The sequence below is a fragment of the Terrabacter sp. FW104-15G4B genome, from assembly GCF_058790095.1.
On the sequence record NZ_JBYTCI010000004.1, the window covers coordinates 55,011 to 72,913 of the forward strand.

General features: G+C 70.4%; 19 protein-coding genes. 7 read left to right on the top strand and 12 right to left on the bottom strand.

The window, feature by feature from the left end; genetic code table 11:
• Nucleotides 1-13 precede the first annotated feature (13 nt).
• The 5 genes from sigM to AC3WRT_RS04975 all read left to right on the top strand — a co-directional run bounded on the left by sigM (nt 14) and on the right by AC3WRT_RS04975 (nt 4,401).
• Complete coding sequence (gene sigM, locus AC3WRT_RS04955; RefSeq protein WP_492720184.1) at nt 14-529, top strand: RNA polymerase sigma factor SigM; 516 nt, start codon at nt 14-16, stop codon at nt 527-529.
• A gap of 107 nt (nt 530-636) precedes the next feature.
• Complete coding sequence (locus AC3WRT_RS04960) at nt 637-1,437, top strand: RsmA family anti-sigma factor (RefSeq protein ID WP_492719812.1); 801 nt, start codon at nt 637-639, stop codon at nt 1,435-1,437.
• A 176-nt stretch (nt 1,438-1,613) separates the two neighbouring features.
• A complete protein-coding gene (gene trxB / locus AC3WRT_RS04965) occupies nt 1,614-2,657 on the top strand; it encodes a thioredoxin-disulfide reductase (protein ID WP_492719814.1) in 1,044 nt (347 codons plus the stop codon).
• Nucleotides 2,658-2,709: 52 nt separating this feature from the next.
• Nucleotides 2,710-3,033, top strand: a complete 324-nt coding sequence (gene trxA, locus AC3WRT_RS04970; RefSeq protein ID WP_020141635.1) for a thioredoxin — start codon at nt 2,710-2,712, stop codon at nt 3,031-3,033.
• A gap of 147 nt (nt 3,034-3,180) precedes the next feature.
• Nucleotides 3,181-4,401 (top strand): N-acetylmuramoyl-L-alanine amidase, encoded by a 1,221-nt coding sequence (locus AC3WRT_RS04975; protein ID WP_492719817.1) that lies wholly within the window; start codon nt 3,181-3,183, stop codon nt 4,399-4,401.
• A 34-nt stretch (nt 4,402-4,435) separates the two neighbouring features.
• On the opposite strand, the gene AC3WRT_RS04980 is transcribed toward AC3WRT_RS04975, so the two are convergent.
• Nucleotides 4,436-5,092, bottom strand: a complete 657-nt coding sequence (locus AC3WRT_RS04980) for a GNAT family N-acetyltransferase (protein ID WP_492719821.1) — start codon at nt 5,090-5,092, stop codon at nt 4,436-4,438.
• A 136-nt stretch (nt 5,093-5,228) separates the two neighbouring features.
• On the opposite strand from AC3WRT_RS04980, the gene AC3WRT_RS04985 reads away from it, so the two are divergent.
• Complete coding sequence (locus AC3WRT_RS04985) at nt 5,229-6,251, top strand: glutathione S-transferase family protein (RefSeq protein ID WP_492719823.1); 1,023 nt, start codon at nt 5,229-5,231, stop codon at nt 6,249-6,251.
• 64 nt (nt 6,252-6,315) lie between these two features.
• Here the strand turns inward: AC3WRT_RS04985 and AC3WRT_RS04990 are convergent, their stop codons facing one another.
• From AC3WRT_RS04990 to rpmH, 11 genes are all read right to left on the bottom strand, one after another.
• Complete coding sequence (locus AC3WRT_RS04990; protein ID WP_492719825.1) at nt 6,316-7,122, bottom strand: alpha/beta fold hydrolase; 807 nt, start codon at nt 7,120-7,122, stop codon at nt 6,316-6,318.
• Between the two features lie 100 nt (nt 7,123-7,222).
• Nucleotides 7,223-8,116: a metallophosphoesterase gene (locus AC3WRT_RS04995; protein WP_492719829.1), complete on the bottom strand. Its 894-nt coding sequence runs from the start codon at nt 8,114-8,116 to the stop codon at nt 7,223-7,225.
• A gap of 9 nt (nt 8,117-8,125) precedes the next feature.
• On the bottom strand, nt 8,126-8,989 hold the full coding sequence (locus tag AC3WRT_RS05000) for an Fpg/Nei family DNA glycosylase (protein WP_492719831.1): 864 nt from the start codon (nt 8,987-8,989) through the stop codon (nt 8,126-8,128).
• Nucleotide 8,990: 1 nt separating this feature from the next.
• Nucleotides 8,991-10,130: a ParB/RepB/Spo0J family partition protein gene (locus tag AC3WRT_RS05005; protein WP_492719833.1), complete on the bottom strand. Its 1,140-nt coding sequence runs from the start codon at nt 10,128-10,130 to the stop codon at nt 8,991-8,993.
• Between the two features lie 311 nt (nt 10,131-10,441).
• Nucleotides 10,442-11,410, bottom strand: a complete 969-nt coding sequence (locus tag AC3WRT_RS05010; RefSeq protein WP_492719835.1) for a ParA family protein — start codon at nt 11,408-11,410, stop codon at nt 10,442-10,444.
• Between the two features lie 649 nt (nt 11,411-12,059).
• Nucleotides 12,060-12,851, bottom strand: coding sequence for a 16S rRNA (guanine(527)-N(7))-methyltransferase RsmG (gene rsmG / locus AC3WRT_RS05015; protein WP_492719837.1), 792 nt, complete (start codon nt 12,849-12,851; stop codon nt 12,060-12,062).
• Nucleotides 12,852-12,924: 73 nt separating this feature from the next.
• Entirely contained in the window at nt 12,925-13,653 is a 729-nt protein-coding gene (locus AC3WRT_RS05020) for a Jag family protein (RefSeq protein ID WP_492719840.1), read from the bottom strand.
• Between the two features lie 95 nt (nt 13,654-13,748).
• The gene (gene yidC, locus AC3WRT_RS05025; protein WP_492719843.1) at nt 13,749-14,732 is read right to left on the bottom strand and encodes a membrane protein insertase YidC; all 984 of its coding nucleotides are present in this window, start codon (nt 14,730-14,732) and stop codon (nt 13,749-13,751) included.
• A 94-nt stretch (nt 14,733-14,826) separates the two neighbouring features.
• Complete coding sequence (gene yidD, locus AC3WRT_RS05030) at nt 14,827-15,129, bottom strand: membrane protein insertion efficiency factor YidD (protein WP_492719847.1); 303 nt, start codon at nt 15,127-15,129, stop codon at nt 14,827-14,829.
• Nucleotides 15,126-15,476, bottom strand: a complete 351-nt coding sequence (gene rnpA / locus AC3WRT_RS05035; RefSeq protein ID WP_492719852.1) for a ribonuclease P protein component — start codon at nt 15,474-15,476, stop codon at nt 15,126-15,128. The genes yidD and rnpA overlap by 4 nt, the downstream gene beginning before the upstream one ends.
• A gap of 18 nt (nt 15,477-15,494) precedes the next feature.
• On the bottom strand, nt 15,495-15,632 hold the full coding sequence (gene rpmH, locus AC3WRT_RS05040) for a 50S ribosomal protein L34 (RefSeq protein WP_020141619.1): 138 nt from the start codon (nt 15,630-15,632) through the stop codon (nt 15,495-15,497).
• A gap of 555 nt (nt 15,633-16,187) precedes the next feature.
• Between rpmH and dnaA the strand changes: the two genes are divergently transcribed.
• A complete protein-coding gene (gene dnaA / locus AC3WRT_RS05045; protein ID WP_492719855.1) occupies nt 16,188-17,867 on the top strand; it encodes a chromosomal replication initiator protein DnaA in 1,680 nt (559 codons plus the stop codon).
• Nucleotides 17,868-17,903: the final 36 nt, after the last annotated feature.

The following is a 17,903-nucleotide window of genomic DNA, read 5'->3' on the forward strand; positions in this document are numbered from 1 at the left end:
GGAGCTGCTGGCCATGCACGTCGCCGGTGACGACCATGCCTTCGCCGAGCTCTTCCGCCGGCACAAGGACCGCATGTGGGCGGTCGCCCTGCGCACTGTCCGCGACCCGGAGCTGGCCGCCGACTGCGTCCAGGACGGCTTTCTCGCTGCCTTCCGCCGCGCCGACTCCTTCCGCGGCGAGGCCGCCGTCACGACGTGGTTGCACCGCATCGTCGTCAACGCCTGCCTCGACCGACTGCGCCGGCGCAAGCCGGCGAGCGAGCTGCCCGAGTACGAGCTCGCGGACCGGCGCGACCACCATGCCTCCACCGAGGTGCGCCTCGACATCCAGGAGGCGCTCGCCACGCTTCCCGCGGGCCAGCGCGCGGCGCTCGTGCTCGTCGACATGCACGCCGTGCCGGTCGCCGAGGCCGCCGTCATCCTCGGCGTGGCCGAGGGGACCATCAAGTCCCGGTGTGCCCGCGGCCGGGCAGCGCTCGCCCAGCAGCTCGGCCTGACACCCGGCGTCCATCCTGTCGCGCAGGACTGAAGCGACACCGGGCGGAACCCCGCGACAGCACCTGCCGTCGAAAACCCGGTGACCGGCATACCCCTGCCTGCCCCTACCACCCACGCTCTGCCCGAAGGACCACATCCGTGGACGAGTCCGCGAACACCAACCACGAGATCGAGGACGACGCCCCCGTTCCCCGTCTCGACCCCGACGTCGAGAGCCGGATCCGGGCACTGCTCGCCGACACCCGACAGGCGGGGCCCATGCCCGACGACGTCTCGGCGCGCATCACCGCGGCGATCCGCGAGACCGCCCGCCTACGCGTCGACCCGGGGCCGCTGTCCGTCGCTCCCCGTCCCCCGGACCCCTTCGACCCTGTCACCACCAGTGGTGCGGGCACCGTCGTGCCGAGGCGCCCGCGGGCCGAGCGCCTCAAGCCGATCTACCTTGCGGCCGCGGTGGCGGCTGCGGCCGTCGTCGTCGTGGCGGGTACGTCGGTCCTGCACCTGACCAAGCGGCCCAACAGTGCAGCGCTGGTGAGCGGCTTCAGCTCCCCGACCCGCCTTGCCCCAACGCCCGCCACGGCGGGGGCCCCGCACATCCAGCTCAGCACGACCGCATACACCTCCGGCAACCTCGCCGACCAGGCGCGCCGGCTCCTCGACGCGCCCGGCCCACCGCTGCGCGACCTGGCGGCCGAGTCGCCGGGCATCGGACCGATCGGGACGCCAGTCGGGCTCGCGTCCTGCCTCCAGGCCCTCGGGGCAGTCGGCCCGTCCGGCCCCGCTCCCGAGGCTGTCTCGGCCGACCTCGCCACGTTCGATGGCCGCCCTGCGGTCGTCGTCGTCGTGACCCGCGCCGGTGCGAGCACCGCCTGGGCTGTCGAGCGCAGCTGCACGGCGGGCGCGCCCGGGATCCTCCGGGACGCCACGCCGGTCCCGTAGCGGCCGACCCCCGCACGCGGGCCGCGCGCCTGCGTGAGCTGCCGCCCGTGGGAACAACGACCACCTAGGATCGGTTGAGGCCTATGCGGCTTGCGGGCCCCTCGGCACCGGCATCAGCCGGCCAGCTCGCGGGACCAGCGGCCACGACACCAGAGCGTCACGAGGAGCAGCCAACCATGTCCCGTCCGGACACCGTCCGCAACGTCATCATCATCGGCTCCGGCCCCGCGGGCTACACCGCAGCCGTCTACGCCGCCCGCGCCAACCTCGCCCCCCTCGTCTTCGAGGGAGCGGTGACGGCCGGTGGCGCCCTGATGAACACGACCGAGGTCGAGAACTTCCCCGGCTTCAAGGACGGCATCATGGGGCCCGACCTCATGGACGGTATGCGCGCCCAGGCGGAGCGCTTCGGCGCCGAGCTCGTGACCGACGACGTCACCGCCGTTGACCTGAGCGGCGAGGTCAAGACCGTCACCGACGGCGAGGGCGTCGTCCACCGGGCACGCTCGGTCATTCTCGCCATGGGCTCGGCCTACCGTGAGCTCGGGCTGCCCCGCGAGAAGGAGCTCTCCGGGCACGGCGTCTCGTGGTGCGCCACCTGCGACGGCTTCTTCTTCCGCGACCAGGACATCGCCGTCGTCGGTGGTGGCGACTCCGCCATCGAGGAGGCGACCTTCCTGACGAAATTCGCCCGCACGGTCACGATCATCCACCGCCGCGACGCGCTGCGGGCCAGCAAGATCATGGCCGACCGCGCCCACTCCAACGACAAGATCCGGTTCGCCTGGAACTCCGAGGTCGCCGAGATCCACGGCGAGGGCAAGCTCTCCGGCGTCACCCTGCGCGACACCGTCACCGGCGAGACGCGCGAGCTGGCCGTCACAGGCCTCTTCGTCGCGATCGGCCACGACCCCCGCAACGAGCTCGTCACGGGGGTCGTCGACACCGACGACGCCGGCTACGTCCTGGTCGACGGCCGCTCTACCCGTACCAACGTCCCCGGCGTCTTCGCCTGCGGCGACCTCGTCGACCACACCTACCGCCAAGCCATCACCGCCGCGGGCTCCGGCTGCGCAGCGGCGCTCGACGCCGAGCACTACCTCGCCGCCCTCGAGGACACCTCCAGCCCGGCCGAGGCGGCCGCCGAGGCCGCCCTCATCGACGAGACGGACTCCGGCGTGATCCCCGACGTGCGCGCCACCGTCGGCGCCGACGCCTAGCCTGCAACTCCCGAACCCCACCAATCCCCCCGCACACCGAGAAGGAGCCTCCATGGCACTGAAGAACACGACTGACGCCACCTTCGCCGACGACGTCCTCATGAGTGACAAGCCCGTCCTCGTCGACTTCTGGGCGACGTGGTGCGGCCCCTGCCGCAAGGTCGCCCCGATCCTCGAGGAGATCAACGAGCAGTACGGCGACAAGATCGAGGTCGTCAAGCTCGACACCGATGCCAACGTCGACACGGCGGCCCGCTACGGCGTCGTCTCGATCCCGACGCTCAACGTCTACGTCAAGGGCGAGGTCGTCAAGACCATCGTCGGCGCGCACCCGAAGCCGAAGCTGCTGCGTGAGCTCGAGGAGTTCATCGCCTGACCGGGTGATGTCAAAGGGGTGGCCCGACCGACACGGTGCCACCCCTTCGGCGTACTACGCTGCTGACCGGCGCCCGACCGCTCCGGCTCCCCAACGCACAGCAGCCCGCGTACCCCTCCCGGAGCTCATGCAAGGAAAGGAGCCGCGATGACTCCCCAGCAGTCAGTCCTGCTCCGGCTCGGAGACTCAGGTCCCGCCGTGACCGCCGTGTGCGAACGCCTCGTGCTCTCGGGCGACCTGCCCGCAGGCCGCGAGCACACCGACGCCTCTGGCCACGCCGTCTACGACGAGCGCGTGGAGCAGGCCGTCAAGTCCTTCCAGCAGCGACGTGGGCTCATCGTCGACGGCATCGTCGGCCGGTCGACGTATGCCGTCCTCGACGGTGCGCGGTGGGCCCTCGGTGACAGGGTGCTGCGCTACGTGCCTGAGCACTTCGTGGAGGGCGACGACGTCGTGGCCCTGCAGGCCCGGCTCGCGGAGCTCGGTTTCGCCCCCGGCAAGGTCGACGGCCTTCACGGCCCGAGCACCGACTCGGCGCTGCGCGCCTTCCAGGCCGCCGTGGGCCTCGTGCCCGACGGCACCGTGGGCCCCGAGACGATGCGCGCCTTCGCCGGGCTGCGCCGCTCGGTCAGCGGTGGGTCGGCCAACGCGCTGCGCGAACGCGAGCAGATCCGCCGCAGCGGCTTCAGCCTGAGTGGTCGCACCATCGTGCTGGACCCGGGCCACGGGGGCCGCGACGCCGGCGCCCACGGACGCCACGGCCTCGTCGAGTCCCGCCTCGCGCTCGACCTCGCCCGCCGCATGGAGGGCCGGCTGTCCGCGCACGGGGTCAACGTCGTGTTCACCCGCACCGAGGCCACCGACGGCGGCACCGACGAAGAGCGGGCTGCCTTCGCCAATTCGTGCGACGCCGACCTGGTGCTCTCCCTGCACGCCGACCACTCGATCTCCGGCTCCGCCCATGGGGCTGCCACCTACTTCTACGGCCATCCCGACAGCCCCGACCGTGCCGACTGGTCGGTGATCGGCGAGAGCTTCGCCGATCTGCTGCTGCGCGAGGTCGTGGCCCGCACCGGGCTGACCGACTGCCGATCGCACGCGCGCACCTGGCCACTCCTGCGCCGCACCCGGATGCCGGCGGTGCGCCTCGACTTCGGCTACCTCAACCACGGCGGCGACGCCGCGTCCCTCGCCGACGCGCAGACGCTGGACCGCGTGGCCGAAGCCGTCGTCGTCGCGCTCCAGCGGGTCTACCTCGGTGACGCCGACACCTCCCGCACGGGCGTGCTGCGGCTCGACGACCTGCGCCGCCACCTCGAGGCGATGCGCGAGCAGCAGCTCGGGGTGGGCGACGGCACGGTCGGCTGACCGTCCCGCTCACCTGTGGGCTCGGTGCGGGTCGTCAGTGCCGGTCGGCCAGCTGGGCGTGGCTCGACCCGTTGGGGTGCGTCTCCGGGACGGGCCGCACGCCCGGCACGCGGGCGAGGGCGCGCGACAGTGCCGCGGCTGCCTCCTCGCGCAACGTCACGACGGTGCGCAGCTCCATCTTCATCCTCGGGTAGGCCGGGTGCTCGCGCTCCACCCGGAAGCCGACCTTCTCCAGGAAGCCGACGTCGAGCACGCAGTTGTGCCTCGACACGGCGAGCGGGCGTGCTCCGACGGCTTCCAGGACGCGAACGCGGTGCCGCAGGGCGTCCTTCGCCGCCGCCTGCACGAGCGCCTTCCGCAGCCCCCGGTCGGTGGACGTGGGGCTCGTGACGGCCGCGACGAGCATCAGCGTCGACGGGTCCGACGGGGAGGTCGGGAAGGCCGCCAGGCGAGGTAGGTACCGCGCCGGCGCGACGAGGAGGTGTCCGGCGGGCTCCCCGTCGACATACGCCACCCGGCCGGGGGGTCCCCAGTCGCTGCTCACGGTCTCGACCCAGTCGGCCAGCTGCTCGAGCGGGTCGCTCGGCTCGCCGTGACCGTTGCGAGGCACGGTCTGCCAGAAGGTGCACGGCGCACACGTCCCGACGAGGTCGCCGACGAGCTCCGGCGTGAGAGGACGGAGCTCACGCACCGCGACTCCTGAGTTCCCTCATGCGCCCATTCTGGCCCGCCTCGCTCCCCGAGGCACGCGGTCCGGGCCATTCGAGCCGTGTCGCACCCGGCGCACACACCGGGGGTTGACGGCATACCGAATTAGGGTGGGTCGCATGAGCGAGCCGGGAACCTACGTCGAGAAGAGCTTCAAGCGCGACACTAACTACATCACGACCCGCATCACCGCGGACGGACGTGAGGGCTTCCCCGTCGAGGGTGGGCGCTACCGCCTCGTGGTCGCCCGCGCCTGCCCGTGGGCCAACCGCGCCATCATCGTGCGCCGACTCCTGGGTCTCGAGGACGCCCTCTCGATGGGCATCTGCGGCCCGACCCACGACCAGCGCAGCTGGACCTTCGACCTCGACCCGGGCGGTCTCGACCCCGTGCTGCAGATCCCGCGCATCCAGGACGCCTACTTCAAGCGCGACCCCGACTACCCCCGCGGCATCACGGTGCCTGCCCTCGTCGATGTCACCACCGGCGCCGTGGTCACCAACGACTTCAAGCAGATCACGGTCGATCTGGAGACGGAGTGGACGCAGTTCCACCGCGAGGGCGCGCCCGACCTCTACCCGGAGCACCTGCGCGACGAGATCGAGTCGGTCAGCGAGCCGATCTACCGCCACGTCAACAACGGCGTCTACCGCTGCGGGTTCGCCGGCACCCAGGAGGCCTACGACAAGGCCTACCGCAGGCTGTGGGAGAACCTCGACCTGCTCGAGGAGCGCCTGTCGACGCGTCGCTACCTCGTCGGCGACCACATCACCGAGGCCGACGTGCGCCTCTTCACGACGCTCGTGCGGTTCGACCCCGTCTACCACGGTCATTTCAAGTGCAACCGCAGCAAGCTGATCGAGCTGCCGGCGCTGTGGGCCTACGCGCGCGACCTCTTCCAGACGCCCGGCTTCGGCGACACCGTCGACTTCACCCACATCAAGCAGCACTACTACATCGTCCACAAGGACGTGAACCCCACGGGCGTGGTGCCGCTCGGTCCGGCGCTGGAGAACTGGGCGACGCCCCACGGCCGCGAGCAGCTCGGCGGCTCGCCCTTCGGCGACGGCACTCCCCCGGGGCCGCCTCGCGAGGTCGTGCCGCCGGAGCACAACCCCGTGCTGGCACTCCTGGCCGGCTGACGCCGACCACGTATGCCGTCGAGTTCCCCTGTCCCACAGGGAAACTCGACAGCGCCCCGTGCGGTCAGGCGGTGAAGAACTCGGCGAGGGCCGGGGCAAGCACGGGCGCCGGCACCTGGTGGAACTCGCCGGGCAGCTCGACGGCGCGTCCCTGCGGGAGGGCGTCGGCGAGCACCTCGGCCGAGTCGTGCAGCCACGGCATCGCGGTCCCGCTGCTGCAGACCGAGAGGAAGGGCACGGTGATGCCCTGCAGGGTCTCGGTGGGCAGGCCCTGGTCGTCGCCACCGAGACAGAAGCCGTCGTACTTCACCGTGTAGGTCATCGCGAGCATCGGCTCCCACATCGGTGTCCCCACCATGCCGTCGACCATCTCGGGCGGCATCCCGACGACGACGTCGTTGAAGTATCGCAGGATGCCTTCCCGGTCACCGGCGGCCTCGAACCGCTCGAGGGTGGCGATGTAGTCGTCCGGGGACGGCGGCCAGGCGGGGGTGCGGTAGGGCACCTCGAGGGCTGCGGCCCTCGCGACCGGGACGCCCGCGGCGACCGCCTCCACCACCAGGGCCCCACCCGACGAGACGCCGAAGGCGTAGGCGGCAGAGTCGGATTCGCTCGCTGCCTCGATCACTGCGGTGAGGTCCTCCAGCTCACGCGCGACGGCATAGGGCTGCGTGTCGCCGCTCTCGCCGCGACCCCGTCGGTCATAGGTCACGCCGGTCAGCCCCAGCCCGCCCAGCGCCTGGGCGACATCGCGAAAGGCCCCACGGTCGCAGAAGGCGCCACCGACGACGACGGCGACCGGTCCGGATCCGTAGGCCTCGTAGGCGATGGTGGTGCCGTCTGCCGACGTGGCCTTGCTGAGCTCGTTCATCTCTGACTCCTTCGGTCCGTGGTCCGATGCCGGACCCTCACTCCCACGTCGATCGCGGGACTGCGTCCTCGACGCTTTGAATCTCGAAAGAACTCGGTGGTCAGCCCGGCTTGCGGGAGAAGACATCGCGACGCTCGTGCTCCGGCACGGTGTCCATGAAGTCCCGGACGGCCCGTGAGAGCGCAGGCCAGGTGGTGTGCTGCTCGATCGGCACCACGGTGGCGACGACCTGGTCGCGATGCACCTCGACGAGGTTCCACGACTGCGGCCCGTCCACCGCCATGAGCAGCTCCCGAGGGGCGCCCACGTCGTCCACGTAGCTGACGCCGCCCGCGACGATCACGGGCACCGGTCCGAGCGTGCCGAAGCTCGTGACGTGGAGGTGGCCACTGAGGACCGCCCGAACGTCCGAACCGTCGACGACCTGGCGAAGGCGTGCGACGTCGTCGAAGTCGAGCAGCTGCATCACGGGAGAGCGGTAGATGACCGGTGCGTGATGGATCACCAGGATCGTGCCGTGCTCAGCCGGTTCGGCGAGTTCGTCTGTCAGCCAAGCGTATTGGGCGTCGGAGAAGCCACCATGGTGGTGGCCGGGCACGGCCGAGTCGACGGCGATGATCCGCAGCCCACGCACGTGGGTCACGGTGTCCTGCGGCTCATCCGTGTCCTTGCCGTGCAGCGCCCGGGCGAGGGGGCGGCGTTCATCGTGGTTGCCCCCGGTCAGCACGAGGGCGCAGCGGAGCCGGGCGACGACCGGCTCCACGATCTGCCGCAGCAGGTCGTACGCCGCCGGGTCGCCGGTGTCGGTGAGGTCCCCGGAGATGACGAGGGCGTCGATCGACTCGCTGGACACCTCGATCCGCGCCAACGCCTTACGCAGCTGTGCAGCCGTGTCGATGTGGCCGGCGAGCAGGCGATCACCGGCCAGCAGGTGTGGGTCGGAGAGGTGGGCGATGACGTGGGACGGCGCCGGATGGCGTCCGGGAAGGGCCATGGCGTCAGCCTAGGTGCGCAGCTGGCACACCGGGCACCAGTAGAGCCGTCGGCCCGCAACAGCCCTCTCGCGCACCGGGCTCGCGCACCTGGGACAGGCCTGGCCAGTGCGTTTGTAGACGAGGAAGCGCCGCTCGAAGGTGTCGCCGAGCCGCTCCCCCGTGAGCCGCTCCGTGATCTCGCGGGCGCGTCCCGAGCGTCTGGCCCGTACGGCTTGCTGCACCTGGTCCGGCATCGTGATGATCTGGGAGAAGGTGCGTCCCAGGGGCATGAGCAGCACGAGGTCGTCCCAGATCTCGCGCCAGACGGCCTCCGTCAGGTCGACGCCGCGCACCAACGGGTCGACGGCGAGCCGGTGCAGCACCTCGCAGCGGTAGACGTTGCCCACCCCGGCCACGACGGACTGGTCCATCAGCAGTTCGGCGATCGCGCGCCGGCTGCGGCGCACCCGCTCCCAGCCGGCCTCCGGACGCTGCGCACGGCGCAGGGGGTCAGGCCCCAGGGTCGCGACGATCTCCCGCTGCCGGGCACGGTCCACGAGCGTGCAGATCATCGGTCCGCGCAGGTCGGCCCAGTGATGTGGACCCACCAGGCGCAGTCGCACCGCCCCGACGGGCGGTGGCACGGCGGTCGTCTTCAGGCGATGTTTCACGGGAAACATGCCGATCAGACCGAGATGCACGTGCAGGGTCGCGTCACCGATGTCGACGAAGAGGTGCTTGCCCCACGCCTGCGCGCGGTCGAGGGTGCGACCGTCCAGGCGCTCCGCGTCGGCGCCGAACCGCCCCTGCGGGCTCGATGCCGCGATCACCTCACCGCGGAAGGCGCGTTCCAGCCGGTCGGCCAGCGCGTGGATGGTGTGCCCCTCCGGCACGTCAGTCCTGCGACGGCGAGCTCATGCCCATCAGTCCGATGATGCGCCTCAGGTCCTCCATCGACGCGAACTCCACGGTGATCTTGCCCTTGCGCTGACCGAGCGCGATCGCGACGCGGGTCTCGAGGTGGTCCGAGAGCGTGGTGGTGAAGTCGTCGAGCTGCGGGTGTCGCCGTCCGGCGCGGGGTCGACGCGCCTTGGGAGCGTCGTTGCCCTCACCGAGCGAGACGAGCTCCTCCACGGTGCGCACCGAGAGGCCCTCCGCGACGATGCGCTGGGCCATCCGCTCCATCGCGGCGGCGTCTGCCATCCCGAGCAGTGCCCGGGCGTGCCCGGCGCTGAGCACACCCGCCGCGACGCGGCGCTGGACGAGCGGCGGCAGCTTGAGCAGGCGCAGCGTGTTCGAGATCTGGGGCCGGGAGCGCCCGATCCGGGTGGCGAGCTCCTCGTGGGAGCAGCCGAAGTCGTCGAGGAGCTGCTGGTATGCCGCAGCCTCCTCCAGCGGGTTCAGCTGGCTGCGGTGCAGGTTCTCGAGCAGGGCGTCGCGGAGCAGGTCATCGTCGCTGGTGTCCTTGATGATGGCGGGCACGACGCCGAGGCCTGCTGCCTGCGAGGCGCGCCAGCGGCGCTCGCCCATGATCAGCTCGAACGTCTTGCCCTGCGCCTCGGCGAGCTGGTCGGCCGGGATGCGACGCACGACGACGGGCTGCAGCACGCCGATCTCGCGGATCGAGTGCACGAGCTCGCCCATGTGGTCCTCGTCGAAGACCGTTCGCGGCTGCTTGGGGTTGGGCCGGATCGACTCGATGTCGAGCTCTGCGAACTCCGCCCCGGGCACCGGCGCCAAGCCGCTCGCAGCTTCGTCGGCAGAGGTCGACGACGGCGTGGCGTCGGAGCCGTTCAGGGGCGCGGCGTCCTCACCGGTGCCGGATGCTCGCTCAGGCGTCTCCGAAGACTCCGGGCTTGCATGCGTCGCGGCCTCTGCCGTGGGGCCGGCCGGCGCGGCGTCGGTCTGCGCATCGACGGGAGCCTGCTTCTGCTCCGTGAAGAAGACGTCGACCGGTCGTCCTGCGCCCGTGCTGGGTGCGCTCGGGATGAGTGCCCCCAGGCCTCGACCCAGTGCTCGACGCTTCTCCGCCATTCGCCAACCCCTCGCCATCCCGGACACGGCCATCGCGCCCGGCGATCAGTCTAGGTGGTGCCGAGCGGCCCCTTGCACACCGACGGTTCGGCACGCCACCCGGCTTGTGCCTGGGCGTTTCACGTGAAACGGCATCGGCCGCAGATGACGATGGGGCTGACGCCTTGGGTGTGCGCTCCCGTGGCTCGGTGCAGAGGCGCAGCCGCGACGTTTCACGTGAAACGACTCGACAGTCAAGGCGTGCGTGGCCAGGTTGCCTCCCGGTTTCACGTGAAACGAGCCCGGTCGATGGCAGCTCGTCGAGCGCGGCCTCAGACCGGTAGTGCCGCACCGCGGTCGGCGATCTCGCCGGCCGCCTCCAGGTAGGCGAGGGCGCCGCTGCTGGCGGGGTCGTACGTCATGACCGTCTCACCGAAGCTGGGGGCCTCCGACACCCGGACCGACCGCGGCACCGTCGTGCGCAGCACCTCCTCGGGGAAGTGCTCACGGACCTCGTCGGCCACCTGCGCGGAGAGCCGGGTGCGTCCGTCGTACATGGTGAGCAGGATGGTCGAGACGTGCAGTGTCGGGTTGAGGTGCCGCTTGATGAGGTCGACGTTCTTGAGCAGCTGGGACAGCCCCTCGAGCGCGTAGTACTCGCACTGGATGGGGATGAACACCTCACTGGCGGCCACCATGGCGTTGACGGTCAGCAGGCCCAGGCTGGGTGGGCAGTCGATGAGGATGTAGTCGAACTCGTGACCCTCCTGGCCCGCGGCCGCGATCGCCTTCTGCAGGCGGGACTCACGAGCGACCAGCGACACGAGCTCGATCTCGGCGCCGGCGAGGTCGATCGTCGCGGGCGCACAGTGGAGGTTCTCGACCGTGGTGCAGGACTGCACCACCTCGAGCAATGGGGTGCCGTCGACGAGTACGTCGTAGATCGAGGGGACCTCCGCATGGTGGTCGATGCCGAGGGCGGTGCTCGCGTTCCCCTGGGGGTCGAGATCGATCACGAGGACCTTGAGGCCAGCCTGCGCCAGGGCTGCCGCGATGTTGACGGTCGTGGTGGTCTTGCCCACCCCGCCCTTCTGGTTGGCGACCGTGAGCACCCGTGGGGTGATCGGCTTGGGGAAGAGGCGGCCCGTCAGCTGGATGCGGCGACGGGCGTTGACGGCCAGCTCCATGGCGAGCGGCGTGTCCTGGCCCGCTGTGGGGATGGCCGCAGCCAGCGCCTCACGCTCGGCGTTGGCAGCCTGGGCCGCAGCGTCGTCAGCGCGAGCACGGGACGCTTCGTCCACAGGGTTGTCCCCAGCCTGCGAATGTGGCGTTTCCAGTTCAACATCGCCGATTTCGGCAGTCTCATCCACTGCGTTGTCCACAGGGGCGCCGACGGCGTCGTGGGTCGCCTCGATCGGGTCGGGCTGCACGCCAGGCGCCTCGGGGACGGAGCGAGGGCCGGCATCATCCAGCTCAGGCCGAACCGCATCGGGCGGCATCTCGCTGGTTGCCGACGGCCCGGCCTCAGTCGCCGGGTGGCTCCCATTGCGCTCCGTGTCCCCCGCTGCCGTCGACGGCTGGGACAGCACCAATGCCTCCGGACGAGTCGCAAACTCAGTTGCAACCTCAGCCGCCACCTCAGGCGCTGCCGGGGTCGCTGCCGGGGTAGCCGCCGCGACCGGCGTGGAAGGTGCCACTTGCTCAGAGGATCCCGGTCTGTCCGTCCCTGCAGGCGACGTCGTCGGGCTCGACTCGGCGGGGGCCTGTGTCGTTTCAGGTGAAACACCCAACATGCGCGCCAGCCAACCGAGACGGCGGTGCTCCGGACCGGGCTCGGGTTCGCTCGGCCAGCCCAGGTTGGTCGACGTCGTCACAGGGAGAGCACCTCCGGGATTGAGGTCGGCACGCGGTGAGCCGCAGGGGCCGGCCTTCGAAATGGTCTGGACACGATCATGGCTGATGCGGCGGCCGGGCGCCCGCTCCGGGCCCGGAGCGTCGCGATCCGCGCGGCCGGTCGGCCCGCCGCCGTGCCGAACCGGCGCTGGTGGGCTGCCGAGCGCGGAAGCGGCGCCGGTCCACCACCTCGGCGATCGTGGCGCGAAGGACAAGCGTCGGATCGGTGAGGATGCCTGTGCCGTACGCGTCCACCTCGGCGTCGACGACGCCGAGCCGGGCCAGCGCGGTGCGGCTGTCGGCCAGCTCCTCGGGGGCGCGGCTGCCCTTCAGGGCGAGCAGGCTGCCACCTGCCTCGAGGAGCGGCAGGGTCCACTCCGCGAGCTGCACGATGCGAGATACGGCTCGGGCCGTGACCCATGGCGCGTGGAGCCGGTCCCACATGGCCTCCGCTCTCGCCGTGTGCACGGTGACGTTGGACAGGCCGAGCTGGGCCACGGTCCCGGACAGCCACCCGGTCCTCCTGGCAAGAGGCTCCACGAGGTGCAGCTGGAGGTCGGGCCGGGCGATGGCGAGGGCCAGTCCCGGCAGGCCGGCGCCGGACCCCACGTCGATGACCTGCTGGGTGCTGCCCGTGTGCGGAATCGCCTCGTGGGCGACCGCGCAGTTGAGGACGTGCCGGTCCCACAGCCGCGGGGTTTCACGGGGGCCGATCAGACCGTGGCTGATCCCGGTGTCGGCCAGGATCGCGACGAACTCCTCCGCGAGCTGCAGTCGCTCACCGAAGACCGCGGCCGCTTCCCGGGGCGTCGGCGGCAGGGCCACAGGCTCGAGAGCATCGTGGCCCACGCGCTCTCACTCCTCGGCTCGTGCAGGTCGGATCTCGGACATCACTGCTCGTTTCACGTGAAACGAGCAGTGATCAGGCAGGAAGGATGACGATGTGACGGTGAGGGTCGACGCCCTCGGACTCGGAGACCAAGCCGGCGGCGGACACCTCGTCGTGGACGACCTTGCGCTCGAACGCGCTCATCGGGTCGAGAGCACGCTTCGTGCCCGACTCCTTGACCTCGGCGATGGCCGCGTGGGCGAGCTCGACCAGGGCCGAACGGCGCTGCGCGCGGTGGCCGGCGATGTCGAGCATGAGGCGGCTGCGCTCACCCGTCTCCGCCTGCACCGCGAGCCGGGTCAGCTCCTGCAGGGCCTCGAGCACCTTGCCGTCGGCGCCGACGAGCCGGCGAGGCACACGGCCTTCGTCGGAGTCGACGATGGCGATGGCGGCGCGGTCACCGTCCACGTCGACGTCGATGTCGCCATCGAGGTCGGCGATGTCCAGCAGCGTCTCGAGGAAGTCCGCGGCCACCTCGCCCTCGCGCTCGAGCTGGCGCAGGCGCGACTTCTTGTCGGTCGGCTGGGCGGGGGGTCCGGGCTCGACGGGCTCGATGGATTCGGTGGGCTCGACGGGCTCGATGGATTCGGTGGGCTGGGAGGGCTCGACCGACTCGGTCTTGTCGGCTTGCTCGATCGGTCCGGTGGACTCGCCCGCCGGGGACGCCTCCTCCGCCGGCGTGTGGGCCTCGGGACCGGGCTGGGCCTCGACCTCAGCGTCGACCTCACGGGCCTCGACGTCGGTGTCCTGCATGTCGCTCATGGATGCTCCTTCGTTCACCGGGGCCGGACTGTGGACAACCTGCATCTCCGCAGGTCAAGGGCCCCGAGCAATGTGGACAAGTGTGTGGATGAGCCTCAGCGGCGGTTCTTGGTGGGCTGCGTCCGGGCGCGCTTCTTGCCCTTCGGCTGCTGGCGCTGACCGGACTTCGGGGCATCGTCGGGCACGGTGTCCTCGCCCACCAACCCGGGCACGGTCAGCTCCTCCATGTCCTTGCCCCGGCGCTTCAACCGCTCGCGGCGGGCACGCTCGGCCTCGGAACCGGGTGCCGGCATGTTGCGGATGACGTAGAACTGCTGACCCATCGTCCAGAGGTTGGTGGTCAACCAGTAGATCAGGACACCGATCGGGAAATTGACGCCGGAGAACGCGAAGAAGATGGGCATCAGGTAGAGCAGGACCTTCTGCTGCTTCGCGAAGGGGTTGTCGAGCGCCGACGCCGGCATGTTCTTGCGCATCAGCTGGTACTGCGTCGTGAACGTCGTGGCCGACATCAAGATGATGAGCACGGCCGTGAGGATCTTGGTGTTGAGCGGCACGTCGGTGCCCAGGAAGTGGTCCGACAGCTTCGATCCGAAGATCGTCGAGCTCTCGATCTCAGCGGCCACCTGGCGGGTGATCGGGCCGATCGCGTCGTGGCCGGGCACGCCCTCGGCCTGCGCCTTGAGGTTGTTGAGCAGCTGGAAGAGCGCGAAGAAGAACGGGCTCTGGATCAGGATCGGCAGGCAGCTGCTGAACGGGTTGGTCCCGGTGCGCCGGTAGAGATCCATGATCTCCGCCTGCTGCGCCTTCTGGGACTCGGGGTCGCGCTTGCCCTTGTACTTCTTCTGGATCTTCTGCATCTCCGGCTGGATGAGCTGCATCCGGCGGGAGGAGTGGATCTGGCGCACGAAGAGCGGCATGAGCAGGAGGCGGACGACGACCGTGAGGCCGACGATCGACATGGCCCAGGCCCACCCGGTGGACATCCCCATGCCGTTGAAGAGCCAGTGCCAGGCGTACATGACCCAGGCTTCACCGAGCTTGATCGGGTAGAGCAGGGTGTTGAAGAAGTCGATCACGTGTTTCCTCTGTGGTCTGGTGGGCCGGCCGGTTCAGCCGCGTGTTCGAGGTGAACGGCCACTCACCACTGATCGGCAACCATATGCCGGTTGGTCAGGTCGTGGGTTTCTCGTGCGGGACCCGGAAGTCCTCGGGCCGCACGTCGTTGCGGGTGACCCATGTCTTGGGAACGGGGTCGACACCCCCCGGGTTCCACGGGTTGCAGCGGCCGAGGCGTCGGATCGCGAGCCAGCCACCACGGATCGGGCCGAACCGCGTGAGCGCCGTGACGGCATACGCGGAGCAGCTCGGGTAGAAGCGGCAGGTCGGTGGCGACAGGGGGGAGACGAACCGCTGGTAGGCGCGAATCAGGAGCAGCAGCGGAGCGGAGAGCACCTGGTTGGCGGAGCGGCTCATGGTCGGCAGACCTTGTCGAGCTGGCGGCCGACGGCGAGGTCGAGCTCGTCCCAGGTGGCCTGCGCGGCGGCGGGGTTGGCGCGCACGACGAGGTCCAGACCAGCAGGTATGCCGGTCAGCCGGGTCGCGACGCTGGCGCGCAGGCGGCGCTTGGTCCGGTTGCGGACGACCGCGTTGCCGACGGCCTTGGACACAACAAAACCGACGCGCGGCGGAAGTTCCGCACGCGCATCGGTCCGGTTGGCATGCACGACGATGAGCCGCCCGCCTGCTCTGCTGGCGCCGGGCCCGCGTACTGCCGTCGTGAAGTCCGTCCGCTCACGCAGTCGGTGACGTGCCGGCAGCACGCCGCGGCCTCCGGCTGCTCAGGCGGAGAGCTCGGCGCGGCCCTTGCTGCGGCGGCGGGCGAGGATGGCGCGGCCGGCGCGGGTGCGCATGCGCAGGCGGAAGCCGTGCGTCTTGGCGCGGCGACGGTTGTTCGGCTGGAAGGTGCGCTTGCTCACGAGGTTCTCCGTTGGTTGCAGGGGCCCGTCCGAACGTCACGACGACGTCGGCCCGGCTCCCGTTCTTGGGGCTGGCGGTGGCCGATGCGACCGCAATCGGCAAGCCCGTGGAGAGCCGAGGTGGTCCGGCGAGGCCGGCTCGGGCGCCATGGGCATGCGAAAGAGGTCGCAGACACGCTCGGCCAACGATACGGGAGCCGTCGAACGAGGGTCAAACCGGCAGGACGCGCGAGGGCACGACGCGCGCCGAACGCGTAAAACCCCCGATCCTCGGACCTCGGGGGCGGATTGCAAGGCGACACGCCGACGCCGGGAAAGATCTGTGGGCGACTCGATTGTCATCGGCGCTTCCGCGCCTGTAGGTTGGCCGCTTCCTCGACTCTCGACACCCATGCACAGGCTGTGGACAAACGTGTGGACAACAGGGCATCGTGCACGAGGACACCGATGGACCCAGGTCGTCCGACCCGGCAGGTTCGAGCCCGTGCCCGAGCCGCCCGAGCCCGGGGACGCAACAGATGCAACGCAATTCAGTCAGGGGCAGGTGGGATCAAGGTGGCCGAGACAGGCGTGGACTACGCGCAGATCTGGCAGCAGACGCTCGGCACACTCGACGCAGTGGGCTTGTCCAATCAAGAGCGCGCGTTCGTCAGGCTGTGCCGGCTAGTGGGGGTGCTCGACCAGACTGCCCTCGTGCGGGCGCCCAACACCTTCACCAAGGACTTCCTCGAACAGCGAGTGCGTGAGCAGATCCACGAGGCGCTGGCCAGCCAGCTCGGGCACCCGGTGCAGCTCGCTGTCTCGGTCGACGAGAGCCTCGAGACCGATCTCGGCCTGATCAGCGACGAACCGACCGGACAGGCGTCGGTGCACGACCTGCGCGGCGGCTCCGGCGGGCCGGGCGCGCCCGGGGGGCCCGGCCTGAACGGCGGCTACCAGAACGGCTACGGCTCCGCGGCCCACACCGGCCAGTACAACCCCCAGCACGCCCCCCAGCACAACGGGCAGCACCACGGCCAGCCGAACCCGCTGCGCGACCTGGCCGAGAGCGCGCCCGCGCTCAACGGCGCGGACCTCGACGAGCCGCGCAAGCCGGCATACTCCGGTGGTCAGACGCGGATGGAGCTCGGCCCCGACCCGCTGAGCGGCGGCGAGAGCGGGCCGCTGCGCCTGCAGCACCGCCCCGAGCCGAGCTCGCCCGGCGACACGCGGCTGAACCCCAAGTACACCTTCGACACCTTCGTCATCGGCGCGAGCAACCGCTTCGCCCACGCGGCGGCCGTCGCCGTCGCCGAGGCTCCGGCCAAGGCGTACAACCCGCTCTTCGTCTACGGCGAGTCCGGGCTGGGCAAGACGCACCTGCTCCACGCGATCGGGCACTACGCCCGCACGATGTTCCCGAACGTCCGGGTGCGCTACGTGAACTCCGAGGAGTTCACCAACGACTTCATCAACAGCATCCGTGACGACAAGGCGAGCGCGTTCCAGAACCGCTATCGCAGCGTCGACGTGCTGCTCATCGACGACATCCAGTTCCTCCAGGGCAAGCTGCAGACCCAGGAGGAGTTCTTCCACACCTTCAACACGCTGCACAACGCGAACAAGCAGATCGTCATCACGAGTGACCTGCCGCCGAGGGAGCTGTCGGGATTCGAGGACCGGATGCGCACGCGCTTCGAGTCCGGGCTGCTGACCGACGTGCAGCCGCCCGACCTCGAGACCCGCATCGCGATCCTGCGCAAGAAGGCGATCCAGGACCGCATGAAGGTGCCGGACGATGTCCTGGAGTACATCGCGACGAACTTCAGCACCAACATCCGCGAGCTCGAGGGCGCCCTGATCCGCGTCACGGCGTTCAGCAACCTCAACCGCCAGGCGGTCGACCTGCCGCTGGCCGAGATCGTGCTCAAGGACGTGCTGCCGAACGAGACGCCCAACCAGGTGACGGCCGCGACGATCATGGCCGTGACGGCTGCGTACTACGCCGTGACGCTCGAGGACCTCTGCGGCTCCTCGCGCTCGCGCCAGCTCGTGACCGCCCGTCAGATCGCGATGTACCTGTGCCGCGAGATGACCGACCTGTCGCTGCCGAAGATCGGCCAGCACTTCGGCGGCCGCGACCACACGACCGTCATGCACGCCGACCGCAAGATCCGCGAGCTCATGGGTGAGCGCCGCGCCATCTACAACCAGGTCACCGAGCTGACCAACCGGATCCGCCAGCAGTCGCACTGACGCCCGCGCCCGGCCCCATGGCGTATGCCGTCAGGC

Coding starts and splice junctions, on each gene's coding strand:
- sigM (WP_492720184.1), top strand. CDS start 14: ATGCACGTCGCCGGTGACGACCATGCCTTCGCCGAGCTCTTCCGCCGG.
- trxB (WP_492719814.1), top strand. CDS start 1,614: ATGTCCCGTCCGGACACCGTCCGCAACGTCATCATCATCGGCTCCGGC.
- trxA (WP_020141635.1), top strand. CDS start 2,710: ATGGCACTGAAGAACACGACTGACGCCACCTTCGCCGACGACGTCCTC.
- AC3WRT_RS04975 (WP_492719817.1), top strand. CDS start 3,181: ATGACTCCCCAGCAGTCAGTCCTGCTCCGGCTCGGAGACTCAGGTCCC.
- AC3WRT_RS04985 (WP_492719823.1), top strand. CDS start 5,229: ATGAGCGAGCCGGGAACCTACGTCGAGAAGAGCTTCAAGCGCGACACT.
- AC3WRT_RS04990 (WP_492719825.1), bottom strand. CDS start 7,122: ATGAACGAGCTCAGCAAGGCCACGTCGGCAGACGGCACCACCATCGCC.
- AC3WRT_RS04995 (WP_492719829.1), bottom strand. CDS start 8,116: ATGGCCCTTCCCGGACGCCATCCGGCGCCGTCCCACGTCATCGCCCAC.
- AC3WRT_RS05005 (WP_492719833.1), bottom strand. CDS start 10,130: ATGGCGGAGAAGCGTCGAGCACTGGGTCGAGGCCTGGGGGCACTCATC.
- AC3WRT_RS05020 (WP_492719840.1), bottom strand. CDS start 13,653: ATGAGCGACATGCAGGACACCGACGTCGAGGCCCGTGAGGTCGACGCT.
- yidD (WP_492719847.1), bottom strand. CDS start 15,129: ATGAGCCGCTCCGCCAACCAGGTGCTCTCCGCTCCGCTGCTGCTCCTG.